We start from the raw sequence: 26,746 nt of genomic DNA on the forward strand, positions 1-26,746 counted from the left end.
GAAAATTTTTAGTTGATCTGCGATTCGATGCGCTGCTGCGCCTGCACCAGCCGCTCGCGGCTGTTGGACAGGTGGGTACGCATGGCCGCGCGTGCGGCCTCCGGATCGCGGCGCTCGATGGCGCGGAAGATGTCGTCGTGCTCGCGGCTGACGCGCTCGTTGAAATTGGCCGGCTTGTCCTGCTCCAGTTCCACCGTGTTCAGGCGCGCACGCGGAATGATCGCATTGCCCAGCTGGGCCAGGATGTCGGCGAAATAGCGGTTGCCGGTGGACTGCGCGATCAGCAGGTGGAAGCGCTTGTCGGCGTCGGCCGCCGGGCGCCCCGCTGCCATCGCCGCGTGCATCTCGGCCAGCGCCGCGCCCAGCTCGCGCACCTGCTCGTCGCTGCGGCGCACGGCAGCCAGGCCGGCGGTCTCGGTCTCCACGCCGATGCGCAGCTCCAGGATCGACAGCACGTCGCGCAGGGTCAGGATACTTTCGGCATCGATGCCCAGCCCCGAACTTGGCGCAGGCTCCAGCACGAAGGTGCCGATGCCGTGGCGCGTCTGCACCAGGCCCGAGGCCTGCAGGTGCGAGATCGCCTCGCGCACGACCGTGCGGCTGACGCCGTGCTGGGCCATCATCGAGGATTCGGTCGGCAGCTTCTCGCCCGGCTTGAGTACGCCCTGGCGGATGCTGCTGCTGATCTGCTCGACGACGCCCTGCGCCAGGTTGCGGGGTTTGCGCTGCATGGGGACCATGTTTGGATAGGCTTGGGAGAGGAATAAGACGATTATATATCAAGACAAGATGTCTGACGTCTTATAACAAGACGTCTCTGAAATAATGTCTCAGATACGCCCGGCCTGACCGCTTGATAAATTGGTCAGGCCAAAATAGAATCGGGCGAACCTTTAGGAGCCCGTCCATGCCACGTCCTGTCCGTTCCCTGCTATCTCTCCTCCCCCTGCTCCTTGCCGCCCATGCGGGCGCCGCGCCCACCCTCCCGGACCGCGTGATCCTGGTCGGCGATTCGACCATGGCCAGCACCACCGGCTATGGCGACGCCCTGTGCGCGCGCTTTACGGCCGAGACCAGCTGCGTCAACCTGGCGCGCGGCGGCCGCAGCTCGAAGAGCTTCCGCGCCGAAGGGCGCTGGGATGAGGTCATGGGACTGCTGCGCGACGGCGCGGGCTTTCGCAAGACCTATGTACTGATCCAGTTCGGCCATAACGACCAGCCGGGCAAGCCGGGACGCTCGAGCGATTACGCCACCGAATTCCCGGTCAACATGCAGCGCTACGTGCAAGAAGCACGGGAGGCGGGCGGCGTGCCGGTGCTGGTGACGCCCCTCACCCGCCGCAGCTTCAAGAACGGCTACGTGCATAACGATCTCGCGCCCTGGGCCGGCACCGTGCGCGAGATCGCGCGCAACACCAAGACGCCGCTGGTCGACCTGAATGCGCTGTCGCTGGCGGCGGTACAAGAGATGGGACCGAAGGAAGCGGACAAGATGGCGCGTACCGGGTCCAACTTCGACTACACCCACCTCGGCCCGGAAGGCGCCGAGCGCTTTTCAGGCATCATGGCGAAGGAACTGGCGCGCAGGGTGCCGGCGCTGGCAGCGGACCTGCGGGGCGCACGATGAGCGCCTCCAGCGCGGCGATCGCGCTGGCGCTGGCAGGTGCTGCGATCACGCCGGCACCGACCATCACCACCGTTCCCCTGGCCGAGCGCCAGCATGCGCCCTCCGACGGCTGGGCCGCGCAAGAGGGCGGCACCCGCGGCGGCGCCCTGGCCAGCCCTGAACACGTCTACACCGTGCGTGACCGCCCCCAGCTGCTGGCCGCGCTCAGCGCTGCTGCGCCGGCGCGCATCGTGCGGGTGGCGGCCACCATCGACATGAGCGAAGGCCGCAGCTACGGCAGCACCGAGGACCAGGCCCAGCGCGGCGCAGTGCGCATTCCCGCGAACACCACGCTGATCGGTGTGACGCCCGGTGCGGGCTTCATCAATGGCTCGCTGGCGGTGGTGGGCGTGTCGCAAGTCGTGATCCGCAACCTCGCGATCCGCAATCCCTGCGACGTCGGCCCGCGCTGGGATCCGAAGGACGGATCGAAGGGCAACTGGAACTCCTCCTTCGACGGCATCCTGGTATCGAATTCGCACCACGTCTGGATCGACCACAACAGCTTCACCGACGCCCCGGACAGCGACGACAAATCCCCGGTCGAAAACGGCATGCTGAAGCAATGCCACGACGGCGCGCTCGACATCAACCAGGCCGCCGACTTCGTCAGCGTCACCTACAACCGCTTCGCCCAGCACGAAAAGAACATGCTGATCGGCTCGAGCGACCGCGCCACCGGCGACGCCTCGCACCTGCGCGTGACGCTCAAGGGCAACCTGTTCGAGCACGTCGCCGAACGCGCGCCGCGGGTGCGCTACGGCCAGGTGCACGTGCTGAACAACTACTACGTGGGCGACCGCAAGCGCCCGGTCTACGGCCACCACTACAGCATCGGCGTGGCCCATGCCTCGCACATCGTCTCGGATGCGAACGCCTTCGACATCCTTGGTGCCGCCAGCTGCCGGGACGTGGTGCGCGATCCCGGCAACAGCCCCGGCGTCTTCGTCGACAACGCTTCGCTGCTGAACGGCGCCGCCCTGAAGGACTGCCCCTACGGTGGAAATGCCGGCTGGCGAGCGCCCTATGGCTACACGCCGCTGCCGGCGGCCGAGGTGGCGCGCCACGTGCTCGAGCATGCCGGCCCGCGTCCCCTGCCCGCGGCGGCGGCGGACGGCTATGCCGAGGCACGCTTCGTGCCGCGTCCCGGCGCGCCTTTCGTGCTGCGCGCACGCCAGGACGCCAACGGCGATTGGCAGGGCGCGAGCCTGCAGCTCGCCAGCGACGGCAAGATGGTCGTGGTGGAGCTGCTGGAGTCGCGCGGCGGAGAAGTCAAGCGCATCAAGCAGGTGCGCCGTAATGCGCCGCCGCCCGGTCCGATCGTGCTGCGCTACACCGCCGAGCCGGGACCGCAGGGCAGCATGCTCAACGTGCTGGTCGATGGCGAACGTGCGACCTGGCTGGTGGCGCCGGCCATGCCGGCCGTGCAGCCGGTGTCCTGGGATGCCGGCGCCAGCCAGCTGCTCGACCTGCGCGGCGGCCCTGCCGGGGCGCCCGAGCGCGTGACGCCGAACCTGGTCGACCGCATCGTGCTGCAGGCCGGCGACGCGCCGGAAACCGTGCGCATCGGCGGCGCCACCCGCATCGCCGCCGAGAGCGCCGACCCGCGCATTGCCGTCGCCGAGACGATCGATGGCGTGCTGCGCGTGAAACCGCTGGCCGCCGGCAGCACCACCGTGACCGTACGCAGCCTGGACGACGCATGGGCGCAAGCGATCTTCACGGTCGATGTCGGCGCACCGTTCGCGGCGCCGGCCGCCACCACCCATCCCGCTGCCGCCCACCCGGCCAAGGGCGAGCGCGGCGTGCCGCCCGACACGCCGCTGCGGCTCGTCTTCGCCGAGGAACCGGTGTTGAGCGGCCAGTGCAGCGTGCGCGTCTACCGCAAGCGCGACGGGGCCCTGGTTGCGGTCATCCGTCCCGGCGAAACCGTCACTGCGCTCGGCAGCGGCGAGCGCCAGCGCCTGGTGCGCCAGCGCGCGATCACGGTCAGCGGCAAAGAGCTGCGCATGCGCCTGCCCGTGCTGCTGGAATACGGCGCCGACTACGAGGCCGTGGTCGATGCGGGCCTGGTGCGCGCGAACGGTTTCAAGGGCGCACGCTGGTCCTTCCGCACCACGCCCTATAGACCGGTGGGCGACAGCGTGAGCGTGGACGACGACGGGCGCGCCGACTTCCGCACCGTGCAGGGCGCCCTCGATTACGCCATGTCGCTGCCGCGCGATAAGGCGCTGACGGTCAACGTGCGCGACGGCGTGTACCCGGAACTGCTCTACCTGGGCGACAAGGACAACATCACCCTGCGCGGCCAGAGCCGCGACGCCACCATCATCCGCGCCCCCAACAGCGAAACCCGCAATCCGGGTTCGGGCAGCGCGCAAGCGAAAGGCAGCGCGGGACTCGGCGGCGGCCGCGCGCTGTTCCTGGCCCAGGACAGCGACCTGCTGGAGATCCGCGACATCGCCCTGCACAACAGCACCCGCCGCAGCGACGGCCATTCGGCCCAGGCCGAGACGCTCTTCTTCGCCAGCGACCAGGGACGCCTGCAAGTGCGTAACGCCCATTTCGTCAGCGAGCAGGACACGCTGCAGCTCTGGGGCTACGCCTGGTTCTACCGCTCGCTCATCGAAGGCAACGTCGACTTCGTCTGGGGGAACAACCACGCGGCCCTGTTCGAAGAAAGCGAACTGCGCACCGTCGGCGATAGCGCCAACCCGGACAGCGGCGGCTACATCGTGCAAGCGCGCACCCTTGCCAAGGGCGACCCCGGCTTCGTCTTCCTGCGTTCGCGCATCACGCGCGGCCCGGGCCCGTTGGGGAACCTGCCGCCGATTGGGGCCACCTATTTCGCGCGCTCGCCAGGCACCGCCAACACTTGGGATAACGTCGCCTTTATCGAATGCACGGTCGGCCCGCACATCGCGGCCAACGCCTGGTATCGCAAGCCGGTCCCGAATCCGGTTCAGGGTGGATGGAGCGAGTACGGCAACCGCAGCGAAGACGGGCAGCCGCGCAGCTACGGCGGCTTCCAGCTGGAGCGCGAGGCGGCTGCGCGCCTGTCGAACCGCGCGGCCGTGTTCGCGGGGCGCGGCTGGAACCCGCAACCGTGAACGCTTGACAGTACCGTTTACAGGTGTAATCATGAATGTTGATTACAACTGTAAATGGTACTGTCATGTCGAATACTCCCGCGATCAACATCAGCGACGCCGAGTCGCACGTCATGGAAGTGCTGTGGCGCGCACCCGGCCCGGTGGTGGCCGAGCAGGTCGTCGTCGCTTTATCCGAAAGCCAGCACTGGCAGACCGCCACCGTCAAAACGCTGCTCAACCGCCTGCTCAAGAAGGGCGCCATCGCCGCCGAGAAGGATGGGCGGCGCTTCCTCTACTCCGCCATCCTGCCGCGCGAAGCCTGGCTGGCGCGTGAAAGCGAAAGCCTGGTGCAGCGCCTGTTCGGCGGGCGCATCGCGCCGCTGGTCGCCCACTTCGGCAGCCAGAAGAAGCTGTCGCAGGCGGATCTGAAGGAACTGCGCAAGCTGATCGACGAGCTTGACGATGGCAAGTGAACTGATTCCCCTCCTGCTGCGCGCGGCGCTGTTCACCGGCCTGGCCATCCTGGTTGTGCTGGCCCTGCGCCGGCCCTTGCTGCGTTGGCTGGGCGCCTCCCTCGCCTACCAGATCTGGCTGCTGGCGCCGCTCGCGGCCGTGGCCAGCGTGCTACCCGGTCGCCCCGCACAGGTGTTGGTGTCGACCCAGGTTCTCCGTCCGGTGCAAACGCTGGCCGCCCAGGCCACGGCAGTGCCCGTGCCCGGCCAGGCGGATATGCTGTTGCTGGCCTGGGTCGTCGGCGCGACGGCCATGGCGTTCTGCCTCATCTTCGTACAGCGCGCCTTCCTGCGCCAGGCCAGCGCCGGCGCCGCTGGACCGGCCTCGATCGGCCTGTTTCGTCCGCGGATCGTGCTGCCGCAGGATTTCGCGACACGCTATTCGCCTCCCGAACAGGCCCTGGTCCTGGCCCACGAACGGGCCCACATCGCGCGCGGCGATCTCTACGCCAACCTGCTGGCGGCCCTGTTCCAGTGCGTGTTCTGGTTCAACCCATTAGTCCATCTTGGCGTGCGGCGCTTCCGTCAGGACCAGGAACTGGCCTGCGATGCCGACGTCATGCGGCAGCACCCGCAGCAGCGCCGCACCTATGCAGAAGCCCTGCTCAAGTCCCACACCGGCGTCGTAGCGGCAGCCGGCATCCACTGTCACTGGCAGCATCCCCACCCCACCAAGGAGCGCATCATGCAGCTGCAACACACCTCACCCGGAACCCTTCGCCGCGCCGCCGGCCGCTGCATCCTCGCCCTGCTGGCCACGGGGGCGTTCGCCGCCACGCTCGGCGCCCGCGCCGAACAGGCCGCGCCCACCGCTGCACCCCGGTATGCCGTCGAACTGGCCATGGCGACGGTGAGCGCACCGGACATCGCATTCACGCTCAAGGCGGATTCCTTCCTCGAGCAAGCCGACAAGAAGGGCATCCCGCGCATCCTCACTGCGGCGGGCGAGAAGTTCGCGGTGGCCTCCGGCGAATGGCGCGTCGAGATGACCGTCCGGCCGGGCAACGCGCCGGACCAGGTCTGGCTGGCCGGCAAGCTGTTCAAAGGTGGATCCCTGATGACCGCGCCAACGCTATTGGCCCGCGTCGGCGAACCGGCCACTGTCCGCGTCGGCGAAGGCGACAAGGCCTTCAGCATTGCGATGACCGTTACACAACAGCCCTGAACACGTCCGTTGTCATATAATTGGTTGGTCCACTTGCAACATTACCAGTACCAAACTAAGATTCCCTAGTTTTGGCACTGGCCACCATTTATCCACGACGGACCATCGATGAAGAAAACCGCTGCGCTGAACGACAACGGCGCCAACGAGCCACGGCTGTACCGGGTGGTCTCGGCCAGGATCGAGGAACTGATCCGCGCCGAGAACATCCGGCCGGGTGAGCGCCTGCCGGCCGAGCGCGAGCTGGCGAGCAAGCTCGGCGTCAGCCGCACCTCGCTGCGCGAGGCCCTGATCGCTCTCGAACTGGGCGGCACGGTCGAGGTGCGCGGCGGCTCCGGCGTCTATGTCAGCGAACAGGCGACGCCGCAGGCCGAAGTGCCGACCGCCGGTCCCGGCCCCTTCGAAGTGCTGGCGGCGCGCCGCCTGATCGAGGTCGAGGTTGCGGCGCTGGCCGCCAAGCACGCCAGCGATTCGGCCATCGACGCCATCCTGCGCGCGGTCGAAGAGATGGAACAGCACCACGAGGAACGCAGCGGAAACGAGTCGGCCGACCGCAACTTCCACCTGGCGATCGCGCGCGCCACCGGCAACAGCGCGATGGTCGGCGTAATCGAATACCTGTGGAGCCAGCGCGGCTCGCTGTGGCACAAGCTGAAGGAACACTTCCAGACCGAGGAACTGCGCCAGCAGACCCTGCTCGACCACCGCAACATCTTCGCCGCCATCGCCTCGCACGACGTGGCCGGCGCCCGCACCGCCATGCGCGCCCACCTGGACCGCGTCACCCGCACTTTCTCGCGCGGCTAAGGCCAGCCTTCCGGCCGGGCTCCGTCCCGGCCGTTCCCTTCCCCTGCACAGCAATGCCAACCCGCGGGCACGCCCCGCAGTCGCACGACACAATCTTGGTGTTTCGATAATTGGCCCAGCCAATTCAGCGTGTATTTACGTACCAAAAAATTAAGTGGCAAGTCCAGATTGCGAAAGCGGTCAGACCAAAGTAGAATCGCCGACGTACCAATCATCTGCTGAATACCCTTCATTCAGGGGCGCCATGACTCGGCTGCCCGCGAACGACAGCGCTGAGCATTGGCATCATTCGCGCGATCCAGGGAACACACCGGACGCAATCGACGATTCAAAGCAGGAGACATGTAGTGAAACACCAACGCACCACCCAACCGCGCTTCATGATGTCGGCAGTCGCTGTCGCAGTGCTGGCCTTGATGAACACTGCAGCGGCGCAGGAAGCGCCGATGCAGCGCGTCGAAGTCACCGGTTCCTCGATCAAGCGCCTCGCTTCCGAGAACGCCCTCCCCCTCACGACCATCAAGGCAGAAGAACTGCAAAACCGCGGCCTGACCACGATGTCGGAAGTCGCCGTGGCCCTGACCGTGGCCTCGACCAACGAGCCAGTCGGCGGCGGCGGCAGCGGCACCATGATCAACATGCGCGCCCTGAACACCAACCGCACCCTGGTGCTGCTGAACGGCCGCCGCCTGGCCAACGAAGCGCTGGGCGACAGCTCGGTCAACGTCGACGTAATGCCGATGGCCGCCATCGAGCGCGTCGAAGTGCTGCGCGACGGCGCCTCGGCCCTGTATGGCACCGACGCCATCGCCGGCGTGGTCAACTTCATCACCAAGCGCCAGATCACCGGCGTGACCGCCAGCGCCAGCACCGTGCAGCCGGAAGCTTCCGGCGGCGGCGCCCAGCGCCGCGCCGGCATCGTCGTGGGCAAGGGCGACCTGGCCCAGGATGGATGGAACATCTACTCCGCCTTCGACATCCAGCGCCGCGACTCGCTGCTGCAGCGCGACCGTCCGAACGTCACCGACCCGGCCAAGATCGCCCAGCTCGGCGGCACCCCGTTCACCCCGAACACCTCGGGCGGCTCGGCGTCGCCGGCGAACTTCACCATCTACCGCAACGGCAGGACCACCAACGTCACCGGCAATCCGTATTTCGCGGCCGGCTGCGTCACCCCGTACGCGGTCCAGACCACGGTGCCCTCGACCCGCACCAACGCCAACGGCGGCAAGACCTGCATCACCGATCCGACCTACTATCCGGAACTGCTGCCGGAAGCCCAGCAGGCCACCCTGTTCACCAAGGGCAGCCTGGCCCACGGCGACGGCGGCCTGCTGACTGTCGAACTGAACCTGTCGAAGTCCTACATCGACGCGTCCGACGCGCCGCAGCCTTTCGGCGCCAATACCGACTACGACCGCCTCACCGCGTCGCGTCGTCCCTTGATGATCACCAAGGCCAGCAAGTGGTACCCGGGCGGCAGCGGCGGCGTACCGGCCGTGGCCGGCCTGAACGGCGAAGACCTGGCCCTGACCTGGAGCCTGGACGAACTCGGCGCGGTCACCAGCCACGACGAGCAGCTCAACCACCGCCTGGTGGTGCAGGACGAAGGCGAATTCAAGGGCTGGGACTACCGCGCCGGCGTCTCCTACGCCTACAGCAAGCGCAACATCGGCTTCCGCGACAACTTCGTGCGCACCCCGGGCCTGTACGCCGGCGTCGAGAAGGGCATCCTGAACCCGTTCGGACCGCAGGATGCGGCCGGCCGCGAATACCTCGAGAGCATCTCGGCCGACGGCCTGGAATACCGCACCGCGGACGTGCGCTACTACGGCGCCGACGTGAACGTGTCGCGCACCCTGATGGACCTGAAGGGCGGCGCCCTGGGCCTGGCGCTCGGCGCCGACTGGCACCGCGAGAGCTTCGAAGAAAACATGAACATGCTGGGCGACGAAGTCGTCTACAAGGTGTCGGGCACCCCGGGCCGCAACCCGAGCGGTTCGCGCCGCGTGATGGGCGCCTACGCCGAGCTGGATGCGCCGGTGACGAAGGAACTGAACCTGAACTTCGCCGTCCGCGCCGACCACTTCAGCGACTTCGGCAACACCGTCAACCCGAAGGCCAGCTTCCGCTACCAGCCGATGAAGGAGCTGATGCTGCGCGGTACCGTCAGCCGCGGCTTCCGTGCCCCGACCCTGCCGGAACTGTACGGCAGCGAGCGCACCCTGACCCCGTCCTCGTCGAACTGGGATGACCCGCTGCTGTGCCCGAGCGCCACCCCTGGCGTGACCGGCACCGGCACCCTGACGACCGACCCGCGCTACGCCGGCCTGAACCTCGATCCGACCCGTGTCTGCAACACCCGACTGACCACCCTGACCGGCGCCAACCCGGACCTGGATCCGGAAAAGTCGAAGACCGTCACCGTCGGTATCGTGGTCGAGCCGGTCAAGAACCTGGTGGCGACCGTCGACTTCTGGAAGATCGACATGACCGGCACCATCGCCCAGGTCTCGGAAGACACGATCTTCAACAACATCCAGAAGTACGCCGACCTGTTCGTGCGTAACCCGGACGGCAGCCTGGCGTACATCACCAAGACCCGCCTGAACATGGGCGGCCTGCGTACCCAGGGCGTCGACATCGGCCTGAACTACGTGTACCCGACCTCGAACTGGGGCCGCTTCGGCGTCTCGCTGGACGGCACCTACACCGACAAGTACGAAGGCCAGAACGAGTCGGGCGGCGAATGGTTCGACAGCGTCGGCAAGAACGGCGCCCTGTCCACCGGCGCGACCGCATCGAACACCTACGTGTTCAAGTGGAAGCACCAGGCGCGCGTGAACTGGTCGTATGGTCCGTTCTTCGCCCAGCTCACCCAGCAGTACGCGTCGAGCTACGAAGACACCAACGCCCTGCCGACCCAGAAACCGGGCCAGCCCTTCTTCAACCGCATCGCCCCGTACAGCGTGTACAACCTGTCGACCAGCTGGAAGGTCAACCCGCAGCTGAAGATCGGCGCCGGCGTGAACAACCTGTTCGACGAAGATCCGCCGCTGTCGAACCAGCGTCTGAGCTCGCGCGTGGTGTTCGCACGTAACGTCGCCAAGCCGATCGGCCGTACCTTCACGGTGCGTGCGGACTACACGTTCTAAGCGGCGTTGAAGCTCCCTGCCGCCCTGGTCCTGTGTGCCGCGCTGGGTGGCTGCGTCTCCGCAGCCACCCAGCCGGTCCAGCTCCCGGCGCGCCAGGAAGCGCCTCCTGACGGCTGGGCCGCCCTCGAGGGCGGCACCCGCGGCGGCGGCGATGCACCCGCCGCCAATGTCTTCACCGTTACCGATGCTGCGCAGCTGCGCAGCGCCCTCGGCAAGTCCGTCCAGGGCAGTCGCATCGTCATGGTCGATGGCATCATCGACATGAGCGAAGGACATCCCTTTGCCAGCAGCGCCGACCAGGCCAGGCGCGGCAAGGTTCTACTCCCCGCCAATACCACCCTGATCGGCGCCGGCAGCGAATCGGGCTTCGTCAACGCCCACCTGGTGGTGGCGAACGTCTCCCAGGTCATCATCCGCAACCTCAGGCTGCGCAATCCCTGCGACGTCGCCCCGCGCTGGGATCCGGCGGACGGCGAGGACGGCAACTGGAACGCGGAGTTCGACAGCATCGCCATCGTCGGCTCGCAGCATGTGTGGATCGACCACAACAGCTTTACCGACGCACCACTGACCGACGACCTGCTCCCCGTCGAGAACGGCAAGCACAAGCAGTGTCACGACGGTGCGCTCGACATCCGCGACGCCAGCGACTTCGTGACCGTCTCCTATAACCACTTCGCGCTGCACGCGAAGAACACCCTGATTGGCGCCAGCGACAAGGCCGTGACTGACTCCGGCCACCTGCGCGTCACCCTCAGCAACAACCTGTTCGAATACATCGCCGGCCGCGCACCGCGCGTGCGCTTCGGCCAGGTCCACCTGTTCAACAACTACCACGTAGGCGACCGCCGCCATCCGGCCTACCGCCACGGCTACAGCGTCGGCGTGGCCAAGGGGGCGCGCATCGTTTCGCACGCCAACGCCTACGACATCGCCGGCGCGCGCAGCTGCCTGGATGCGGTCCGTCCGTTCGCAAGCGGCCCCGAGGCTGGTACATTTGCCGACACGGGCTCGCTGCTGAACGGTGCGCCGCTCGCGCCCTGCGGCAGCGACGCCGCGTCCTGGACCGTGCCCTACCCGTTCACGCCGCTGCCGGCGAGCGCCGTACCCGCCCACGTCCGCCTGCATGCGGGCGCCGGCAAGATGTAGAACAACACGCTTAGCACCGCCCGACCCACGACAAGGAAAACGACATGACAACGAGACACATCAATCCTTACCGCCGTTCCCTGCTGCGCGCCGCCTCGGTATCGGCGGCGGCCCTGGGCGTGGGCGGCCCGGCGCTGGCCGCCAAGGTCCCCGGCAAGAACGACCCGTGGGCGCGCGCCCAGGGCATCATCGACCAGTTCAAGAAGCCGCTCAGCTTCCCCAAGCGCGACTTCCTCATCACCGCCTACGGCGCCGAGCCCTGCGAAGCCATCAAGGTGAACGGCTACGTCGGCCACCACCAGGAAGGCAAGGTCAGCACCCCGGCGCCGGGCGCGAAGGACTGCTACGCGGCGATCGCGGCGGCCATCGCCGCCTGCAGCGCCGCCGGCGGCGGACGTGTCGTGATCCCGGCCGGTAACTGGCTGGTGAAGGGCCCGATCGTGCTCAAGTCGAACGTCAACGTGCACCTGGCCAAGGGCGCCCACGTCTACTTCAGCAACGATCCCGAAGACTTCGCGAAATACGGCGACTATGACTGCGGCCCGAACGGCAAGCTGGTGCTCTCGCGCTGGCAGAGCAACGACTGCCTGAACTACTCGCCGCTGGTGTATGCCTACGGCCAGACCAACATCGCGCTGACCGGCGAAGACTGGACCAGCATCCTGGACGGCCAGGGCGGCGTGCCGCGTGCCGACGGCGAGACCTGGTGGGACTGGAAGGGCAAGGCCAAGGGACGCGATCCCAAGCGTTCGCAAATCGCCGTCAACCCGCTCAATCCGGGCTCGATCCGCGCAGTCGCGCCGCAGCTGAGCGACGCCCAGGTCGCGCTCATGGAAGGCAAGGACGACAAGTGGCGCACCGACGAAGCCTACCTGCCGACCCTGTCGGAAGCCGGCGTGCCGGTGGCCAAGCGCATCTTCGGCCGCGGCCACTATCTGCGTCCCTGCATGGTCGAATTCATCGGCTGCACCAACGTGCTGCTGCAGGGTTACCAGCTGAACCAGGCGCCGTTCTGGCAGCACCACCCGGTCAACTGCAGCAAGCTCGAGATCCGCGGCGTGCTGATGGACAGCATGGGCCCGAACAGCGACGGTTTCGACCCCGAAGCCTGCAACACCGTGCTGGTGCAGGACTGCACCTTCAAATGCGGCGACGACTGCATCGCGATCAAGGCCGGCAAGAACCTGGACACGCAGTTCGGCCCGACCCAGAACGTGGTGATCCAGAAGTGCGTCATGAACAGCGGCCACGGCGGCGTCACCCTGGGCAGCGAGATGTCGGGCGGGATCCAGCACGTGTACGCGCAGGACATCGAGTTCCGCAACGAGCACTGGGACACCGACCCGCTGAACACCGCGATCCGCCTGAAGACCAACATGAACCGCGGCGGCTTCCTGCGCCACTTCTATGTGCGCAACGTGACCATGCCGAACGGCGTGAACCTGAAGCCGCAGGTCTACAACCCGCTGCCCGGCTCGCCGATCCCGCCGAAGACGGTCGGTTCCTCGGCCGGCGCGGTGGTGACCTTCGATTGCGACTACGCACCGAACGCCGACAACGTGCGCACCCGTCCGCCGATCGTGGAAGACGTCCACATCTCGGGCGTGAAAGTCGGTCACGTCGCGACAAAGGAAGGCCCGCGCTCGTGCTACCAGGCCATCCTGCTGCTGGGTCCAGTCGCCTTCGACTACAACGGCGAGAAGCCGGCCGAGATCCTGCCGATCCGGAACGTTACCTTCACCGACTGCGACTTCGGCACCCCGGTCAATGCGGCCCAGCCCTGGTTCATCTACAACGTCCGCAACGTCAAGCTGACGAATGTAAAAATCGGAGGCAAGCTGTACAACACCACGCTGCAGGCCTAAGCAGGACGGTGGCGGCCGCCCGGCCGCCACCGGGCGCGACGGTGTGCAATCTTGCTATCGCGTCTATATAAAAGCTCAATTGGCGACGCCGGAATCGCGGCCGTATGCTAGCGCTCACGAGTCCACGACGAGGAGACAACAGCATGAACGACCGTGACATGGATCTGAAGAACGCCGAATCCGAACTCAAGTGCCCTGTGGCACATGGCAACAAGCCGCGGCAGACGCGCACCAACGCCCACTGGTGGCCCGACCAGCTGAACCTCGGCGTGCTGCACCAGCACACGAGGCTGGGCGACCCGATGCTGGAGGACTACGACTACAAGCGCGAGTTCCGCAAGCTGGACCTCGACGCCGTCATCGCCGACCTGCACGCGCTGATGACCGACTCGCAGGCCTGGTGGCCGGCCGACTATGGCCACTACGGCCCCTTCTTCATCCGCATGGCCTGGCACTCCGCCGGCACCTACCGCATCTTCGACGGACGCGGCGGCGCGCGCTCGGGCGAGCAGCGCTTCGCACCGCTCAACAGCTGGCCCGACAACGGCAACCTGGACAAGGCGCGCCGGCTGCTCTGGCCCGTCAAGCAGAAGTACGGCAAGAGCCTGTCCTGGGCCGACCTGATGATCCTGGCCGGTAACGTGGCGCTCGAGTCCATGGGCTTCAAGACCTTCGGCTTCGGCGGCGGCCGCGAAGACATCTGGGAACCGCTGCCGATCGACTGGGGCCCGGAATCGACCTGGCTGGGCGACGAGCGCTATAGCGGCGAACGCGAGCTGTCCAAGCCGCTCGCGGCAGTGCAGATGGGCCTGATCTACGTGAACCCGGAAGGCCCGAACGGCAATCCCGACCCGGTGGGCTCGGCGCGCGATATTCGCGACACCTTCGGCCGCATGGCCATGGACGATTACGAGACCGTGGCCCTGGTCGCCGGCGGCCACACCTTCGGCAAGTGCCACGGCGCCGGCCCGGCCAACCACCTGAGCGCCGATCCGGAAGGGGCCAACATCGAGGAACTGGGCCTGGGCTGGAAGAGCAGCTATGAAAGCGGTATCGGCGCGCACGCCATCACCAGCGGCCTTGAAGGCGCGTGGACCCCGACGCCCACCACATGGGACATGAGCTACCTGGAGACCCTGTTCGGCTTCGAGTGGGAGCCGACCAGGAGTCCGGCCGGCGCGCACCAATGGAAGCCGAAGGGCGATGCGGGCCGCAACGTCCCCGACGCCCACGTCCCCGGCAAGCTGCATCAGCCGATGATGACCACGGCCGACCTGGCGCTGCGCGCCGATCCCGCCTACGAAAAGATCGCACGCCACTTCCTGGCCAACCCGGAGGAGTTCGCCGACGCCTTCGCGCGCGCCTGGTTCAAGCTGACCCACCGCGACATGGGTCCGAAGGTACGCTACTTGGGGCCGCTGGTGCCGCAGGAAGACCTGATCTGGCAGGATCCGCTCCCGGCGGTGGACCACCCGCTGGTCGAGGACGCCGACATCGCTGCGCTCAAGAGCCGCATCCTGCAGTCGGGCCTGTCGATTCCGCAGCTGGTGAAGACCGCCTGGGCCTCGGCGTCGACCTTCCGCGGCAGCGACCTGCGCGGCGGCGCCAACGGCGCCCGTATCCGCCTGGCGCCCCAGAAGGACTGGGAAGCGAACGATCCGGCCGAACTGGCGGAGGTCTTGCGGCAGCTGGAAGCGATCCAGCAGGAGTTCAACGGCGCCAACGTCGCCAACGGCAAGCGGGTGTCGCTGGCCGACCTGATCGTGCTGGGCGGCTGCGCCGCGGTGGAAGAGGCAGCGAAACGGGCCGGGCACGACGTCAAGCTGCCGTTTCGTCCCGGGCGCGTCGACGCCACCCTGGAGCAGACCGACGTGAATTCCTTCGAGGTGCTGGAACCGGCGGTGGATGGCTTCCGCAACTATATCCACTCGGGGTCCGTCAGCAACGTGGCCAACGGCATGCTCGACAAGGCCAACCTCCTGATGCTGACCGCGCCCGAGATGACGGCGCTGGTGGGCGGCATGCGCGCCCTGGGCGCGACCAGCGGCGGGGTCCAGCACGGCGTGTTCACCGACAGGGCCGGCACCCTCACGCCCGACTTCTTCACCAATCTGCTGGACATGCGCACCGCCTGGAAGCGTGTCGAAGGCAGCCAGCACCTGTTCGAAGGGACCGACCGTGCGAGCGGCGAGCGGCGCTGGACCGCTACCCTGGCCGACCTGATCTTCGGCAGCAACGCCCAGCTGCGCGCGCTGTCGGAAGTCTATGCCGCCCGCGACGGCGAAGCCCACTTCGTGCAGGACTTCGTCAAGGCCTGGAACAAGGTGATGGAGCTCGACCGCTTCGACCTGCGCTACCGCCAGGCGGCGTGAAGGTCCGGGCTGTGGCGGCCCCTCGGCCGCCACAGCTTTCACAGCCGGCCCGCGGCCAGCAGTTCGCGGGTCCGCTTCAAGGTCGACAGCAGGGCTGCGCGGTAGCCCTTGTCGCTGTCCATCATGGCCTGCTCGGCCTGCTCCTCCGGTCCGCCCGGCGCCTTGTCGCGCAGGCCGAGGTAGCAGTAGAAGCGCAGCTGCAGTTGTCCATTCCCGTCCTCGAACAGCTCGTTGATGATCACGCCTTCGCGGGGGCCCGAGGCCTGGAAGAAGCTCACTTTGCGGCCCGGTTCGAAGCTGATGATTTCGCGCAGGTCGACGCCGCCGATGGTGGCGTCGCGCACGATGTGGCCCGCACTTTCTTCCACGACCTCGCAGCGGGTGCACAGGCCGGGCGGCAGGAACTCGCGCGCGTCGCGCGCCTTCAGGACCAGGCCGGCCCAGGCCTGCTCGCGGCTCAAGGGGGTGTCGCCGTCCGGGTTCACGGGAACGGTGGCGGTCGAATAGATCATGATGTTCTCCTTTGTGATTGGCGATCAGGCGGTGGCTTGAGCGGCGAAGTCGCGGTAGCTGCGCAGCGGACGTCCCAGCAGGCTGGCCAGGCGTTCGACGTCGCCGGCTTCCGGCACCATGCCCTTGGCGAGAAAACCTTCGCTCATCAGGCGCATGTCGTAGGCCATCCAGGCCGGCATGGCCTGGCGCAGGTTCTGCTCGAAGCTGCGGGTGTCGTCGCCGCCGTAGCCGATCGGGCGTCCCAGCAGCTCGGACCAGATCGCGGCGACCTCGCTGCCGCGCAGGGTATCGGGCCCGACCAGGTTCAGGCGCGAGGACGGCAGCGGGCCGGCCGCGCGCTCGCGGCGCAGCAGCTCGATGGCCGCGATTTCCGCGATGTCGCGGGTATCGATCATGGCGATGCCGCGGCTCCCCAGCGGCATTGGATAGACGCCGTAGCCCTGCACCACGTCGCGGATGGCCAGGTCGTTCTGCATGAAGTAGGCGGGACGCAGGATGGTGGCGCCGAAGCCCAGGGCCTCGATCGCGCGCTCGACGCCGTACTTGCCGGCGAAGTGAGGTACGTTCACGTACAGGTCGCTGTGGATGACGGACAGGTAGACCAGGCGTTCGACACCGGCTTCCCTGGCCAGGTTCAGGGCGAGCAGCGCCTGGGTGAATTCGTCGGGGACGACGGCGTTCAGCAGGAACAGCGTGGACACGCCGGCATAGGCGCTGCGCAGCGCATCGGGGTCGAGCAGGTCGCCCTGCACCACGTCGACGCCGGCCGGAAAATCGGCCTTGGCGGGATTGCGCACCAGGGCGCGCACGCTGGCGCCCTGCTCCACGAGATGCTGGACGACCTGGCGGCCGATCTGGCCGGTAGCGCCGGTAACGAGGATAGTCATGGTGTTTCTCCTTCAGGTGTGGTTGACAGTGAATCCATGGTAGCCATCCCACAGGTGGTACGATAGCCGTCAAATTTGGACAGACCGTCTTATGGGTGGAACACATGGATTTGCTGGCACTGGTCGATTTCAACCTCGTCGCCCGCCACGGCGGCTTCGGACGTGCGGCGCGCCTGAGCGGACGGCCGAAGGCGACGCTGTCGCGCCGGGTCGCGGAACTGGAACGCAGCCTCGACCTGCGCCTGTTCGAGCGCGGCGCGCGCACGCTCAAGCTCACGCAGGAGGGGCGCATGCTGCACGAGCGTACCGCCGTGCTGCTGACCGAGATCGACGAAACGGCAGCGAGCATCGCCTCGGGCGGCGAACGGCCGCGCGGCAGGCTGCGCATCAGCGCGCCGCTGCTGTTCTCGCAGACCGCGATGGGCAGGCTGGCGGCCGGCTTCGCGCTGGCCTATCCGGAGGTGCGGCTCGAAGTCACCACCGACGACCGCAACGTGGACATGGTCGAGGAAGGCTACGACCTGGTCATCCGGGTCAATCCGGCGCCGGACGAGAACCTGGTGGGAAGGATCTTCCTGCGCGACCGGCTGGTGGTGGTGGCGAGCCCCGACCTGCCGCGGCCGCAGGAGGGCCAGGCCGTCCCGGTCGTGGTGCGCGATGCGCGCGACGGGTCGACGTCGTGGGAGCTGCAGGGAGCATCCGGCAGCGCGCGCATCGCGGTCGATCCGGTGCTGTCGCTATCGTCGCTGGTGATGGTGCGCGACGCGGTGCGCATCGGCGTCGGCGCCGCGCGGCTGCCGGTATCGCTGGTCAGCCACGACCTGGTCGCAGGCACGCTGGCGCACTGGGGCGATGTGGCGGGGCCGGAGATCGCGCTGTGGGCGCTCTACCCGTCGCGGCGGCTCCTGAGCGCGCGCGTCTCGAGCTTCCTCGACTACCTGAAGGCAGCCTTCCCGAAGGGGACACCCGACGAGCTGGCGGCCTATCTCGCCGGCTAGCCGGATTATGCGCCGGTGCGTGCTTCCGCGCGGCGCCAGCGCAGCAGGCCGGAGGCGCCGACCAGGTAGTAGCCGACGACCACGCCCATGATCCCCATCGTCAGTGGGCTGCTGCCGAAGGACGGCGTCTGTTGCGGACCCAGCGTGACCATCTCGAACACGCGGTACAACACCCGTGCGATGAAGATGGTCGCCACCACCATGCCGATCGGCGCGAACGGGGTATAGAAAAACTCGTCGCCGACCCGTTCGAAGCGGGTGCGGCGCAGGGCCGCGAGGCCGAGCGCGCCGCCGCCCGCGGCGCCGCCCAGCAGGCAGGCCAGCACCAGCGGTTTGGCCAACAGCACCAGCGCCATCGCCACTAGGGCGACGGGCAGGAACAGCACGCCGAACCAGTGGCGCCACAGCCGCGACTTCTGGCGCACGGTCAGGCGCCGGACACGTTTGTACACGCGCCACATGATGAGTGGCGACGCTGCGAGCAGGATCATGTGCATCTGGGTCATGGCGGTCTTGTCGTTGGCGAAAACGTACTTGTATTCTAAATGGAGTTGACGAAAGTCAACCAAGCGAGGTATCACTAAGGGCTGCCTGTTGCCAATTCACGACTAAGGAAAGACCTGCTCCCCGTGCTCGACCTCATCAACGCCATACCGCGCAACCTGATTCTCCCGCCGGCCAATCTGTTCCTGCTGATCCTGCTCGGCCTGCTCCTGTGGCGCCGCTGGCCGCGCGCCGGACGCATCCTGGCCGGAGGCGCGCTGGCCCTGCTTGCGCTGCTATCCACGCCCGCGGTGGCCGACCTGTTCGTGCGCCCCCTGGAAGAGCTGACCACGCCGCTGCTGTCGCCCGAACGCGCCGGCGGGCAGGCGATCGTGGTGCTATCGGCCGGACGGATGCGCAAGGCGCCGGAATACGGGGACCGCGACATCCCGGACTACACGGCGCTGGCGCGCCTGCGCTATGCGGCCCATCTGCAGCGGCGCACCGGCTTGCCGGTGCTGGTCAGCGGCGGCAGCGCCGGCAAGCCGACCGCGCACGAACGCAGCTACTCGCTGGCCGACGGCATGGCGGCCGCGCTGCGCGATGATTTCGGGGTCCCGGTGCGCTGGGTCGAAGGCAAATCGCGCGACACCGCCGATAATGCGGCCTTCAGCGCGGCCCTGCTGCGCAGGGATGGGATCAAGCGCGTGCTGCTGGTCACCGACGCCATGCACATGGCGCGCGCCCGCAGCGCCTTCCAGCGCGCGGGACTCGAGGTCGTCGAGGCGCCGACCATGTTCTTCGGCGGATGGACCCGCAGCATCTATGCCTGGATACCGAGCGCCGAGGGACTGCGGCGCTCCTGGTACGCCACGTATGAGTTGCTGGGGCTGGTCTGGTACCGGATGCGCTCGGGTGGCGCGCAGGCGACCCAAGGCTGATTGCCGCGCACGGCAGCTCCGGAGCCTCGAGGTGGCGTCCGATGCGCCCGAAGGTAGCGTTGCACGCGCCCTCCTGTTTGCGCACAACGCGGTGCACCGGCGCCACTATCATGCGCTATCACTCTTTGGGGGATAGCCATGAAAATGCGTATCGCCTTGCTGGCGCTGGCGTGCGTCTTGATGCAGGCATGCGGCATCGGGGCCAATACGCCCAGGATCGAGCAGAGCATCTATCGTCCGGCGCCACCCTGGATCGGTCTCAAGCAAGGGTTCTATGTGCGCGAGCACGAGCGTCCGCTGCTGCCAAGCATTGCCAGCGCCAGCGATTCCATCGCCACCTTCCTGCTGGACCTCCATCACCCTGACAAAAAAACGCTCGGCAGCATTCGTCAGGTACTGGACGAATCACGCCCACTGCTGCGCCTGCCGCCGCATGCCTCAGGCAGGCGCGAGCGATACATCGCCATCCTGCTCTACTGCTGGCAGAGCGAGGGCGAGAACCAGTTGAGCTTCCTGGTGGAGTGGGCCGATGTCACGATGGCGCGCTACACCGACTCGTATGTGTTCGTGCGGCGCGGAGCGTCCTGGTATTTCGAAGGGCATGGCAACATCGCGCCCTGGCATTGGATACAGGTGCAACGCTATTTCCAGCGGACGTGTCCCGCTTGAGCTAGACCGGCCGGTTCTCGGTCCCCTCGCCGCGCGTCACATGCAGCATGCGGCTCGGCACCCGCACCTTGGCGGTATGCCACACCCCGCGCGGCACCACGACGGCGCCGCTGCCGTTCAGCAGGATCGTTTCCACCTCGTTGCCGCGATCGAGCAGCAGCTCGACCGCGCCCGACAGCAGATAGACGAACTCTTCGCCTTGCGGATGCATCTCCCAGGTCGGCCAGTCTTCCGTGAACAGGAATTCCGAGACCAGCCAGCCCTTGCCGAAACTGTCGAACGCTTCAGGGGGCAATTGCCAGAAGCTGTCGCCTGAAACTTGATGTGCCTTGCCGTCGTCGGCAAGGTGCACATAGGTGTGCTGCGGATCGATGACCATGGTGGCTCCAGTCGCCGGGAACGAAGGTGCGGCCATACTACCATCGGTGATGGAGATTGCCGCAGGAAGCTCAGGGGCTGATGCGCAGGTAGTCGATATCGGCGTAGGCGCCGGCGGCGCCGGTGGTGAACAGGCCGAGCTGGGCGCCGACCCAGCGTCCCATGGTGGCCTCGAACGGCAGCCCGAGCTGGGTATAGCGCACGCCGTCAACGCTGTACGAGAACGACACATAGGCCCCGGCCGTCACATGCATGCGCAGGTGCGCCGCGTAGCCCGGCAGCACCGCGCCCACTTCTTCCGCGCACTTGCCGTCCTGAGCGCAGCTGACCATCACCACGCGCGGCTTGCCCTCGATGCGGCGCAAGCCGAACCACCTGCTGGCCAGGCCCATCGCGCCGAGTCCGACCTGGTCGCCGTCGCGCTGCGCGTGCAGTTCCACCCTGGCGGTGACGCCGAAGGCGGGCGCCGGGAATTTCTGGGTCAGCACCGATGGCAGGTCGCGCACCAAGCCGTCCGGCTGTGCGAACAGGCGCAGCTGGCCGGGGCGCGCGTCAAGTGCGTACCAGCGCTGCTGCGGATTGGCCGCCCATTGCCATTGCGGCGCCAGGGTCTTGCCGTCGAATTCGTCGCTCGCCGCCGGCACACGCTGCGGGAAGCTGCCCGCCACCGGCTTGGCGTATTCCAGCACCGGCTGGCCGACGCCCGGTTTGCCGGAGGGCTCGCCGATGATGGGCCAGCCGTCTTCCCAGCGCATCGGCTCCAGGTGCACCACGCGGCCGTAGGCGCGGCGGTCCTGGAAGTGGAAGAACCAGTCGGCGCCCTGCGGCGTGGTGACCCAGGCGCCCTGGTGCGGTCCATTGACCGGCGTCGCGCCCTGCTCCATCACGATGCGCGCCTCATAAGGGCCCTCGATGCTGCGCGAGCGGAACACCGATTGCCAGCCATGCTCGACGCCGCCCGCAGGGGCGAACACGTAGTACCAGCCGTTCGCCTTGTACAGCTTCGGTCCTTCCAGCGTACGGTAGCCGGGCAGCGCGTTGCCGTCGATGACGACCTTGCCTTCGCTGTCGAGCAGGCTGCGGCCGCCTGGGTCCATGCGGCGCAGCGTGAGCACGTTGTTGAAGCCGGCGCGGCTCTTGGCCCAGGCGTGGATCAGGTAAGCCTTGCCATCGTCATCCCACAGCGGCGTCGGGTCGATGATGCCCTTCCCCGCCAGCAGCAGGTGCGGCGCGCTCCACGGTCCCTCGAAGCGGGTGGCGGTGGTGACGTACACGCCCTGGTCCGGGTCCGGATAGAAGATCCAGAAGCGGCCGTCGTGGTAGCGCAGGCAGGGCGCCCACACGCCCTTGCCGTGCTGCGGCGCCTGGAACTGCGCGCCCGGCACCAGCTGGGGCAGCGCGTGGCCCTTCAGCTCCCAGTTGACCATGTCCTTCGATACGAGCAGCGGCAGGCCGGGCGCATTCGCGAAGCTCGAGGACACCATGTAGTAGGTGTCGCCGACGCGGATCGCGTCCGGGTCGGAGTAATCGGCATGCAGGATCGGGTTGCGGTAGCGGCCGTCGCCGAGGTCGGCCGACCAGGGCGCGCGCGCCGGCACGGCCCCCAGCGTGCGCTCCAGGAAGGCTGTCATCGCATCGACGGTCGGCGCTACCCAGGGATCGAACAGCCAGAACGAATGCGGTGTGCCCGGCAGCGCCACGGTGTCGCTATGGATGCCGTGCGAGGCGAGCTTGGACGCCATGGCTTCGCGTCCCACCGAGAAGCGCGGCACGCCGCTGACGATGAACAGCACCGGCGGGCTGCCCTTGCCGGCATGGGTGATCGGAGAAGCATCGCGCCACAGCGCCTCTTTCTCGGCATAGCGGCCGCCGAACCAGGCGCCCGCGGCGGACGGGTTCTTGGCCGGGTCGTCCTCGTGCTTGCGTGCTTCTTCGGACGTGAAGTCGGACAGGCCGTCGATGCTGACCACGGCGCGGATCGCGCGCGGCTCGAGCATGCCGACCAGCGAGGCGATCTGCCCGCCGGCCGAGCCGCCGGCGATGGCGACACGCGCCGGGTCGATGCCGTAGGCAGCCGCGCCCTGGCGCAGCCAGCGCACCGCCTCTTTCACGTCCTCGATCGCGGCCGGATAGCGGGCCTGGCCGGACAGGCGGTAGCTGACGGTGGCGGCCGCATAGCCTCGCGCCGCGAGTCGGGCCGCGAGCGGCGCCATGTTGGCGCGTTCGCCCGTGCCCCAGCCGCCGCCGTGCACCAGCACCACCAGCGGCGCCGGCTTGTCGCCTGGCCCAGGCAAGTAGAGGTCGAGCCCCAGCGCCAGTTCTCCGCGCTGGGCATAGACCAGGTTCTTGCGCACCTGGACCGGGGCCGGCGCTTCGCCGCTGGCGATGCGGATATATGGGTAGTCGCGTGCCAGCTTGCGGTAGGTGGTCTCGGCATTGTAGGGCGCCTGGGCGGATGCCGCCGTCGCGGCGAGCGCCAGCAGCAGGCCCGCCGCCCGCCGCATCACAACGCCGCTCCGCGGAACACGCAGCGGCGGCGCAGCGTGGCGCCAGGGGCCAGCACCGTCAGGCCCGGATGGCCAGGCAGGTTGTGCGCATTGATCGGGTGGTCGACCGGCTCGAAGCAGAAGAAGTCGCGCCCGGGCGGGGCATAGAGAATGAAGTAGTCCATGTCGGCCTGCACTTCCAGAGCCAGGCCGCGTGCCGGCCAGGCGATACGGGCGGCCCCATGCCAGCCCTCGAATACGTTGTCGACGCCGTCCTGCGGCAGCGATGCGGGATTATCGAAACGCCACTGGGGAGGAATGTCCTGACGCATCAGCGGCAGCTTGTCCGGGCCGGACATCCAGACGCTGTTGGCGCCTGCTTCCAGCAGGGCGCCTCCCGGATCCGGCATCCAGGGGTGTAGTCCGATCCCGAAGGGCAGCGCGGCGCGGCCGGCGTTGCGCACGCTGACCTCCAGCACCAGCGCATCGTCGGCCAGGGTGTAGCGTAGTTCCGCCGTGTAGGCGAAGGGTTCGGCGTCCCAGCGGTCCAGGCTCAGGACCAGGGAGGTGTCGTAGTGCGAAGCGACGCGCCAGGGCTGCTGCCAGGCGTCGCCGTGGATCGGGCAAGGCTCCCCTTCCCGGTTCGGTTTCGGTACGTGGCGCGCGCCCGCGAAGGCGAAGCCGGAGGGCGCCATGCGGTTCGACCATGGCAGCAGGGGGAAGCAGGCCAGCTGCCCCGGCAGCGGCGTGCCGGCGCTGTCCGGCGCCAGCCCACGCAGCAGTTCCTGCGGCTGCGCGCCGTCGCTGCCCAGCCAGTCGAGCCGCGCCAGGCCGCCTCCCACCTGCGGAACGATCTCCGCCAGCAGGCGGTCGTTGCGAAGCAGGAGCCGTTCCAGCACGGGCGTCGGCATCTGCTTAGTATTGTGGTCCGTCGAGCAGGAACTTGCCGCCCTGGTAGGTCGTCGTGACGTCGTCCTTGTCCGGGAACTCGGAGGTATCCGGGAACAGGTGGGCGAACTTCGAGGAGCTGTCCTTCGGCTTGTAGCCCAGGTGCGAGGCCAGGCGGTTGTCCCACCAGACGCTGTCGTTGTCCGACACGCCGTAGATGATGGTGTGGCCCACGCGCGGCGCGAACAGCGAGCAGCGCAGCATCTCGACCAGGTCGTCATACGAGAACCAGGTGCTCATCATGCGCTTGTTGGCCGGCTCCGGGAAGCTCGAGCCGATGCGGATGCAGACGGTCTCGATGCCGAAGCGGTCGTAGTAGTAGCGCCCCATCTGTTCGCCGAAGACCTTCGACAGGCCATAGTAACTGTCCGGGCGGGTCGGCGAATTCGCGTCCAGCACGGTGTTCACGTGGTGGTAGCCGATCGCGTGGTTCGAGCTGGCGAACACCACGCGGCGGGTGCCGGCCTTGTGCAGGGCTTCGTACAGGTTGGCGACGCCCAGGATGTTGGCCTGCATGATCGGTTCGAAGGGCTTCTCGGTGGAGATGCCGCCGAAGTGCAGCACGGCGTCCACGCCTTCCAGCAGTTTCAGGACCGCTTCCTTGTCGGCCAGGTCGCACTGGACGATTTCCTCGCCCTCGCGCGCTTCGCCCATGTCGGCCACGTCGGACAGGCGCACGACCTCGGCCCAAGGCTTGATACGGTCGCGCAGCACCTTGCCGAGGCCGCCGGCGGCGCCGGTCAGCAGGATGCGTTTGAAGGGTTTGCCCTTTGCTGCTTGGGTCATTGTTAACTCCTTAATCTTTGTGGCGTTACTGCCGCTACCCTTGTTGTCCGTAGGGTGGGCGGGTCTCCCGCCCACGCGTCCAACTCTCAGCCGCGCTGTGGCAGCGCATGCTCTAGTTGAACGCGTGGGGTAACCTGGTCCAGTGGACCAGGTTACGAGCCGCCCACCCTACGGTTCCCGCAGATCACATGCCGCGGTCGTAACGCAATATTCTGTCAGGTCACCGGCGCCGGATTGAACAGCGCCAGCGCATTATGCAGTTTCCAGTGTTCGGCCCAGGTCTTGCGCCCGCTGGCCACGTCGAGGATCAGGCGGAACAGCTCCCAGCCCACATCCTCAATAGTAGCTTCTCCGCTGGCGATGCGCCCGGCATTCACGTCCATCAGGTCATGCCAGCGCTGGGCCAGCTCGGTGCGGGTGGCCACCTTGATAACCGGGACCGCCGCCAGGCCGTAGGGGGTGCCGCGGCCGGTGGTGAAGATGTGCACGTTCATGCCGGCGGCCATCTGCAGGGTGCCGCAGATGAAATCGCTGGCCGGGGTGGCGGCATAGATCAGGCCCTTTTGCTGCAGCTTTTCGCCCGGCGAGAGCACGCCGGTGATCGCCGTGGTGCCCGACTTGACGATCGAACCCATGGCCTTTTCCACGATGTTCGACAGGCCGCCCTTCTTGTTGCCGGGCGTGGTGTTGGCGCTGCGGTCGACGCCGCCGCGCACCAGGTAATCGTCGTACCACTGCATCTCGCGCACCATCGCCTCGGCGACTTCCGGCGTCGCGGCGCGCGCGGTCAGCTGGTCGATACCGTCGCGCACTTCGGTAATCTCGGAGAACATCACGGCGCCGCCGGCACGCACGATCAGGTCGGTGGCAAAGCCGACAGCCGGGTTGGCGGTCACGCCCGAGAAGGCGTCGCTGCCGCCGCACTGCACGCCGACCACCAGGTCGGATGCCGGGCAGGTGACGCGCTGGCGCGCGTTCAGCTCTTGCAGGTGCTTTTCGGCGGTCTGCATCAGGTTGTCGATCATCGACATGAAGCCGACGTGCTGCTGGTCCTGCAGGGTCACGACCGAGGGCTCGGCGTTACCGATCGGGATCGCCCCGGCCGGGAACAGACGCGCCGGCGGCAGCTTCTCGCAGCCCAGGCTGACCACCATCACGCTGTCGCCGAAGTTCGGGTTGCGCGACAGGTTGCGGATGGTCTTGATCGGAATGTCCGCGCCCGGCGCGTCGATCGCGACGCCGCAGCCGTACACGTGCTCCAGCGCGACCACGTCTTCGACGTTCGGATAGCGCGGCAGCAGTTCTTCCTTGATGCGCTTGACCGCGTAGTCGATCACGCCAGAGACGCACTGCACGGTGCTGGTGATCGCCATGATGTTGCGGGTGCCGACCGAGCCGTCCTTGTTGCGGTAACCCTCGAAGGTGTAACCTTCCAGCGGTTCGCTGACCGCAAGCGCATGGGTGCCGATCGGCAGGTCGTCGAGCGAGCGCGCCGCGGGCATGCGCAGCACGCGCTCGGACACCCAGCTGCCGCGCGGGATCGGCGCGTTCGCATAGCCGATCGTCACGCCGTAGCGGATGACAGGCTCGCCTTCGGCGAAATCGGTAAGCGCCACCTTGTGTCCCTGCGGGACGCCCTCGACGAGGGTCAGCCCGTCGGGGAAAACGGTGCCCGCGGGCAGTCCGCCGTCGTTGACGACGATTGCGACGTTGTCGCTGGCCTGCATGCGGATGGTGCGCGGAACTTGGGTGCTCATGGTGTGGTGCCTTGTCGGTAGGTTCTTTTTCAGTATGCCATACAAGTTCGAACGGTGGCTAGTCCACCTTGTGGTTTTGGTCGGACCAAATTAGAATGGCCTGACCAAATATAAGTA

21 protein-coding genes are annotated in these 26,746 nt (G+C 67.5%); 12 read left to right on the plus strand and 9 right to left on the minus strand.

Annotated features, from left to right (window positions below; translation table 11 throughout):
* Window positions 1-8: 8 nt before the first annotated feature.
* On the minus strand, window positions 9-731 hold the full coding sequence (locus tag LK539_RS15330; protein WP_373889548.1) for a FadR/GntR family transcriptional regulator: 723 nt from the start codon (window positions 729-731) through the stop codon (window positions 9-11).
* Between the two features lie 176 nt (window positions 732-907).
* Here LK539_RS15330 and LK539_RS15335 point away from each other — a divergent pair, with 176 nt between their 5' ends.
* The 9 genes from LK539_RS15335 to katG all read left to right on the plus strand — a co-directional run bounded on the left by LK539_RS15335 (window position 908) and on the right by katG (window position 15,783).
* Window positions 908-1,627, plus strand: a complete 720-nt coding sequence (locus tag LK539_RS15335; RefSeq protein ID WP_227801896.1) for a rhamnogalacturonan acetylesterase — start codon at window positions 908-910, stop codon at window positions 1,625-1,627.
* Entirely contained in the window at window positions 1,624-4,776 is a 3,153-nt protein-coding gene (locus LK539_RS15340) for a pectinesterase family protein (protein WP_227801897.1), read from the plus strand. The genes LK539_RS15335 and LK539_RS15340 overlap by 4 nt, the downstream gene beginning before the upstream one ends.
* 65 nt (window positions 4,777-4,841) lie before the next feature.
* A complete protein-coding gene (locus LK539_RS15345; RefSeq protein WP_227801898.1) occupies window positions 4,842-5,231 on the plus strand; it encodes a BlaI/MecI/CopY family transcriptional regulator in 390 nt (129 codons plus the stop codon).
* On the plus strand, window positions 5,221-6,435 hold the full coding sequence (locus tag LK539_RS15350) for a M56 family metallopeptidase (RefSeq protein ID WP_227801899.1): 1,215 nt from the start codon (window positions 5,221-5,223) through the stop codon (window positions 6,433-6,435). Before LK539_RS15345 ends, LK539_RS15350 begins: the two co-directional genes overlap by 11 nt.
* A gap of 108 nt (window positions 6,436-6,543) precedes the next feature.
* Window positions 6,544-7,242, plus strand: a complete 699-nt coding sequence (locus LK539_RS15355; protein ID WP_227801901.1) for a FadR/GntR family transcriptional regulator — start codon at window positions 6,544-6,546, stop codon at window positions 7,240-7,242.
* Between the two features lie 347 nt (window positions 7,243-7,589).
* Complete coding sequence (locus LK539_RS15360; RefSeq protein WP_227801902.1) at window positions 7,590-10,397, plus strand: TonB-dependent receptor domain-containing protein; 2,808 nt, start codon at window positions 7,590-7,592, stop codon at window positions 10,395-10,397.
* A 6-nt stretch (window positions 10,398-10,403) separates the two neighbouring features.
* Window positions 10,404-11,546 carry a polysaccharide lyase family 1 protein gene (locus LK539_RS15365; protein WP_227801904.1) on the plus strand — a complete coding sequence of 381 codons (1,143 nt, stop codon included), beginning with the start codon at window positions 10,404-10,406 and terminating at the stop codon, window positions 11,544-11,546.
* Between the two features lie 44 nt (window positions 11,547-11,590).
* The gene (locus tag LK539_RS15370) at window positions 11,591-13,411 is read left to right on the plus strand and encodes a glycoside hydrolase family 28 protein (protein ID WP_227801905.1); all 1,821 of its coding nucleotides are present in this window, start codon (window positions 11,591-11,593) and stop codon (window positions 13,409-13,411) included.
* Window positions 13,412-13,554: 143 nt separating this feature from the next.
* Window positions 13,555-15,783 (plus strand): catalase/peroxidase HPI, encoded by a 2,229-nt coding sequence (gene katG, locus LK539_RS15375; RefSeq protein WP_227801906.1) that lies wholly within the window; start codon window positions 13,555-13,557, stop codon window positions 15,781-15,783.
* A 38-nt stretch (window positions 15,784-15,821) separates the two neighbouring features.
* On the opposite strand, the gene LK539_RS15380 is transcribed toward katG, so the two are convergent.
* A complete protein-coding gene (locus LK539_RS15380; protein ID WP_227801907.1) occupies window positions 15,822-16,295 on the minus strand; it encodes an AtaL-like protein in 474 nt (157 codons plus the stop codon).
* 24 nt (window positions 16,296-16,319) lie between these two features.
* A complete protein-coding gene (locus LK539_RS15385) occupies window positions 16,320-17,183 on the minus strand; it encodes an NmrA/HSCARG family protein (RefSeq protein ID WP_227801908.1) in 864 nt (287 codons plus the stop codon).
* A gap of 104 nt (window positions 17,184-17,287) precedes the next feature.
* On the opposite strand from LK539_RS15385, the gene LK539_RS15390 reads away from it, so the two are divergent.
* Window positions 17,288-18,181, plus strand: coding sequence for a LysR family transcriptional regulator (locus LK539_RS15390; protein WP_227801909.1), 894 nt, complete (start codon window positions 17,288-17,290; stop codon window positions 18,179-18,181).
* A 5-nt stretch (window positions 18,182-18,186) separates the two neighbouring features.
* Here the strand turns inward: LK539_RS15390 and LK539_RS15395 are convergent, their stop codons facing one another.
* Window positions 18,187-18,687: a hypothetical protein gene (locus tag LK539_RS15395; protein WP_227801910.1), complete on the minus strand. Its 501-nt coding sequence runs from the start codon at window positions 18,685-18,687 to the stop codon at window positions 18,187-18,189.
* Between the two features lie 123 nt (window positions 18,688-18,810).
* Between LK539_RS15395 and LK539_RS15400 the strand changes: the two genes are divergently transcribed.
* Entirely contained in the window at window positions 18,811-19,605 is a 795-nt protein-coding gene (locus LK539_RS15400) for an ElyC/SanA/YdcF family protein (protein WP_227801911.1), read from the plus strand.
* Window positions 19,606-19,743: 138 nt separating this feature from the next.
* Window positions 19,744-20,274 carry a hypothetical protein gene (locus tag LK539_RS15405; RefSeq protein ID WP_227801912.1) on the plus strand — a complete coding sequence of 177 codons (531 nt, stop codon included), beginning with the start codon at window positions 19,744-19,746 and terminating at the stop codon, window positions 20,272-20,274.
* 1 nt (window position 20,275) lies between these two features.
* On the opposite strand, the gene LK539_RS15410 is transcribed toward LK539_RS15405, so the two are convergent.
* The 5 genes from LK539_RS15410 to garD form a co-directional block, all read right to left on the minus strand.
* Window positions 20,276-20,653, minus strand: coding sequence for a cupin domain-containing protein (locus LK539_RS15410; protein WP_227801914.1), 378 nt, complete (start codon window positions 20,651-20,653; stop codon window positions 20,276-20,278).
* A gap of 70 nt (window positions 20,654-20,723) precedes the next feature.
* Window positions 20,724-23,156, minus strand: coding sequence for a family 43 glycosylhydrolase (locus tag LK539_RS15415; RefSeq protein ID WP_227802095.1), 2,433 nt, complete (start codon window positions 23,154-23,156; stop codon window positions 20,724-20,726).
* Window positions 23,156-24,049, minus strand: a complete 894-nt coding sequence (locus tag LK539_RS15420) for an aldose 1-epimerase (protein WP_227801915.1) — start codon at window positions 24,047-24,049, stop codon at window positions 23,156-23,158. Before LK539_RS15420 ends, LK539_RS15415 begins: the two co-directional genes overlap by 1 nt.
* Before the next feature lie 4 nt (window positions 24,050-24,053).
* A complete protein-coding gene (locus LK539_RS15425; RefSeq protein WP_227801917.1) occupies window positions 24,054-24,872 on the minus strand; it encodes an NAD(P)-dependent oxidoreductase in 819 nt (272 codons plus the stop codon).
* A 215-nt stretch (window positions 24,873-25,087) separates the two neighbouring features.
* Window positions 25,088-26,629: a galactarate dehydratase gene (gene garD / locus LK539_RS15430; RefSeq protein WP_227801918.1), complete on the minus strand. Its 1,542-nt coding sequence runs from the start codon at window positions 26,627-26,629 to the stop codon at window positions 25,088-25,090.
* Between the last annotated feature and the right edge of the window lie 117 nt (window positions 26,630-26,746).

The sequence above is a fragment of the Massilia sp. IC2-476 genome, assembly GCF_020707295.1.
In the GTDB taxonomy this organism is placed as follows: Bacteria; Pseudomonadota; Gammaproteobacteria; order Burkholderiales; family Burkholderiaceae_D; genus Telluria.

What these genes read in the sequence shown, in the direction of transcription:
- LK539_RS15330 (WP_373889548.1), bottom strand. Translation starts at nt 731, where the DNA reads ATGCAGCGCAAACCCCGCAACCTGGCGCAGGGCGTCGTCGAGCAGATC.
- LK539_RS15335 (WP_227801896.1), top strand. Translation starts at nt 908, where the DNA reads ATGCCACGTCCTGTCCGTTCCCTGCTATCTCTCCTCCCCCTGCTCCTT.
- LK539_RS15340 (WP_227801897.1), top strand. Translation starts at nt 1,624, where the DNA reads ATGAGCGCCTCCAGCGCGGCGATCGCGCTGGCGCTGGCAGGTGCTGCG.
- LK539_RS15345 (WP_227801898.1), top strand. Translation starts at nt 4,842, where the DNA reads ATGTCGAATACTCCCGCGATCAACATCAGCGACGCCGAGTCGCACGTC.
- LK539_RS15350 (WP_227801899.1), top strand. Translation starts at nt 5,221, where the DNA reads ATGGCAAGTGAACTGATTCCCCTCCTGCTGCGCGCGGCGCTGTTCACC.
- LK539_RS15355 (WP_227801901.1), top strand. Translation starts at nt 6,544, where the DNA reads ATGAAGAAAACCGCTGCGCTGAACGACAACGGCGCCAACGAGCCACGG.
- LK539_RS15370 (WP_227801905.1), top strand. Translation starts at nt 11,591, where the DNA reads ATGACAACGAGACACATCAATCCTTACCGCCGTTCCCTGCTGCGCGCC.
- katG (WP_227801906.1), top strand. Translation starts at nt 13,555, where the DNA reads ATGAACGACCGTGACATGGATCTGAAGAACGCCGAATCCGAACTCAAG.
- LK539_RS15380 (WP_227801907.1), bottom strand. Translation starts at nt 16,295, where the DNA reads ATGATCTATTCGACCGCCACCGTTCCCGTGAACCCGGACGGCGACACC.
- LK539_RS15385 (WP_227801908.1), bottom strand. Translation starts at nt 17,183, where the DNA reads ATGACTATCCTCGTTACCGGCGCTACCGGCCAGATCGGCCGCCAGGTC.
- LK539_RS15390 (WP_227801909.1), top strand. Translation starts at nt 17,288, where the DNA reads ATGGATTTGCTGGCACTGGTCGATTTCAACCTCGTCGCCCGCCACGGC.
- LK539_RS15395 (WP_227801910.1), bottom strand. Translation starts at nt 18,687, where the DNA reads ATGACCCAGATGCACATGATCCTGCTCGCAGCGTCGCCACTCATCATG.
- LK539_RS15405 (WP_227801912.1), top strand. Translation starts at nt 19,744, where the DNA reads ATGAAAATGCGTATCGCCTTGCTGGCGCTGGCGTGCGTCTTGATGCAG.
- LK539_RS15410 (WP_227801914.1), bottom strand. Translation starts at nt 20,653, where the DNA reads ATGGTCATCGATCCGCAGCACACCTATGTGCACCTTGCCGACGACGGC.
- LK539_RS15415 (WP_227802095.1), bottom strand. Translation starts at nt 23,156, where the DNA reads ATGCGGCGGGCGGCGGGCCTGCTGCTGGCGCTCGCCGCGACGGCGGCA.
- LK539_RS15420 (WP_227801915.1), bottom strand. Translation starts at nt 24,049, where the DNA reads ATGCCGACGCCCGTGCTGGAACGGCTCCTGCTTCGCAACGACCGCCTG.
- LK539_RS15425 (WP_227801917.1), bottom strand. Translation starts at nt 24,872, where the DNA reads ATGACCCAAGCAGCAAAGGGCAAACCCTTCAAACGCATCCTGCTGACC.
- garD (WP_227801918.1), bottom strand. Translation starts at nt 26,629, where the DNA reads ATGAGCACCCAAGTTCCGCGCACCATCCGCATGCAGGCCAGCGACAAC.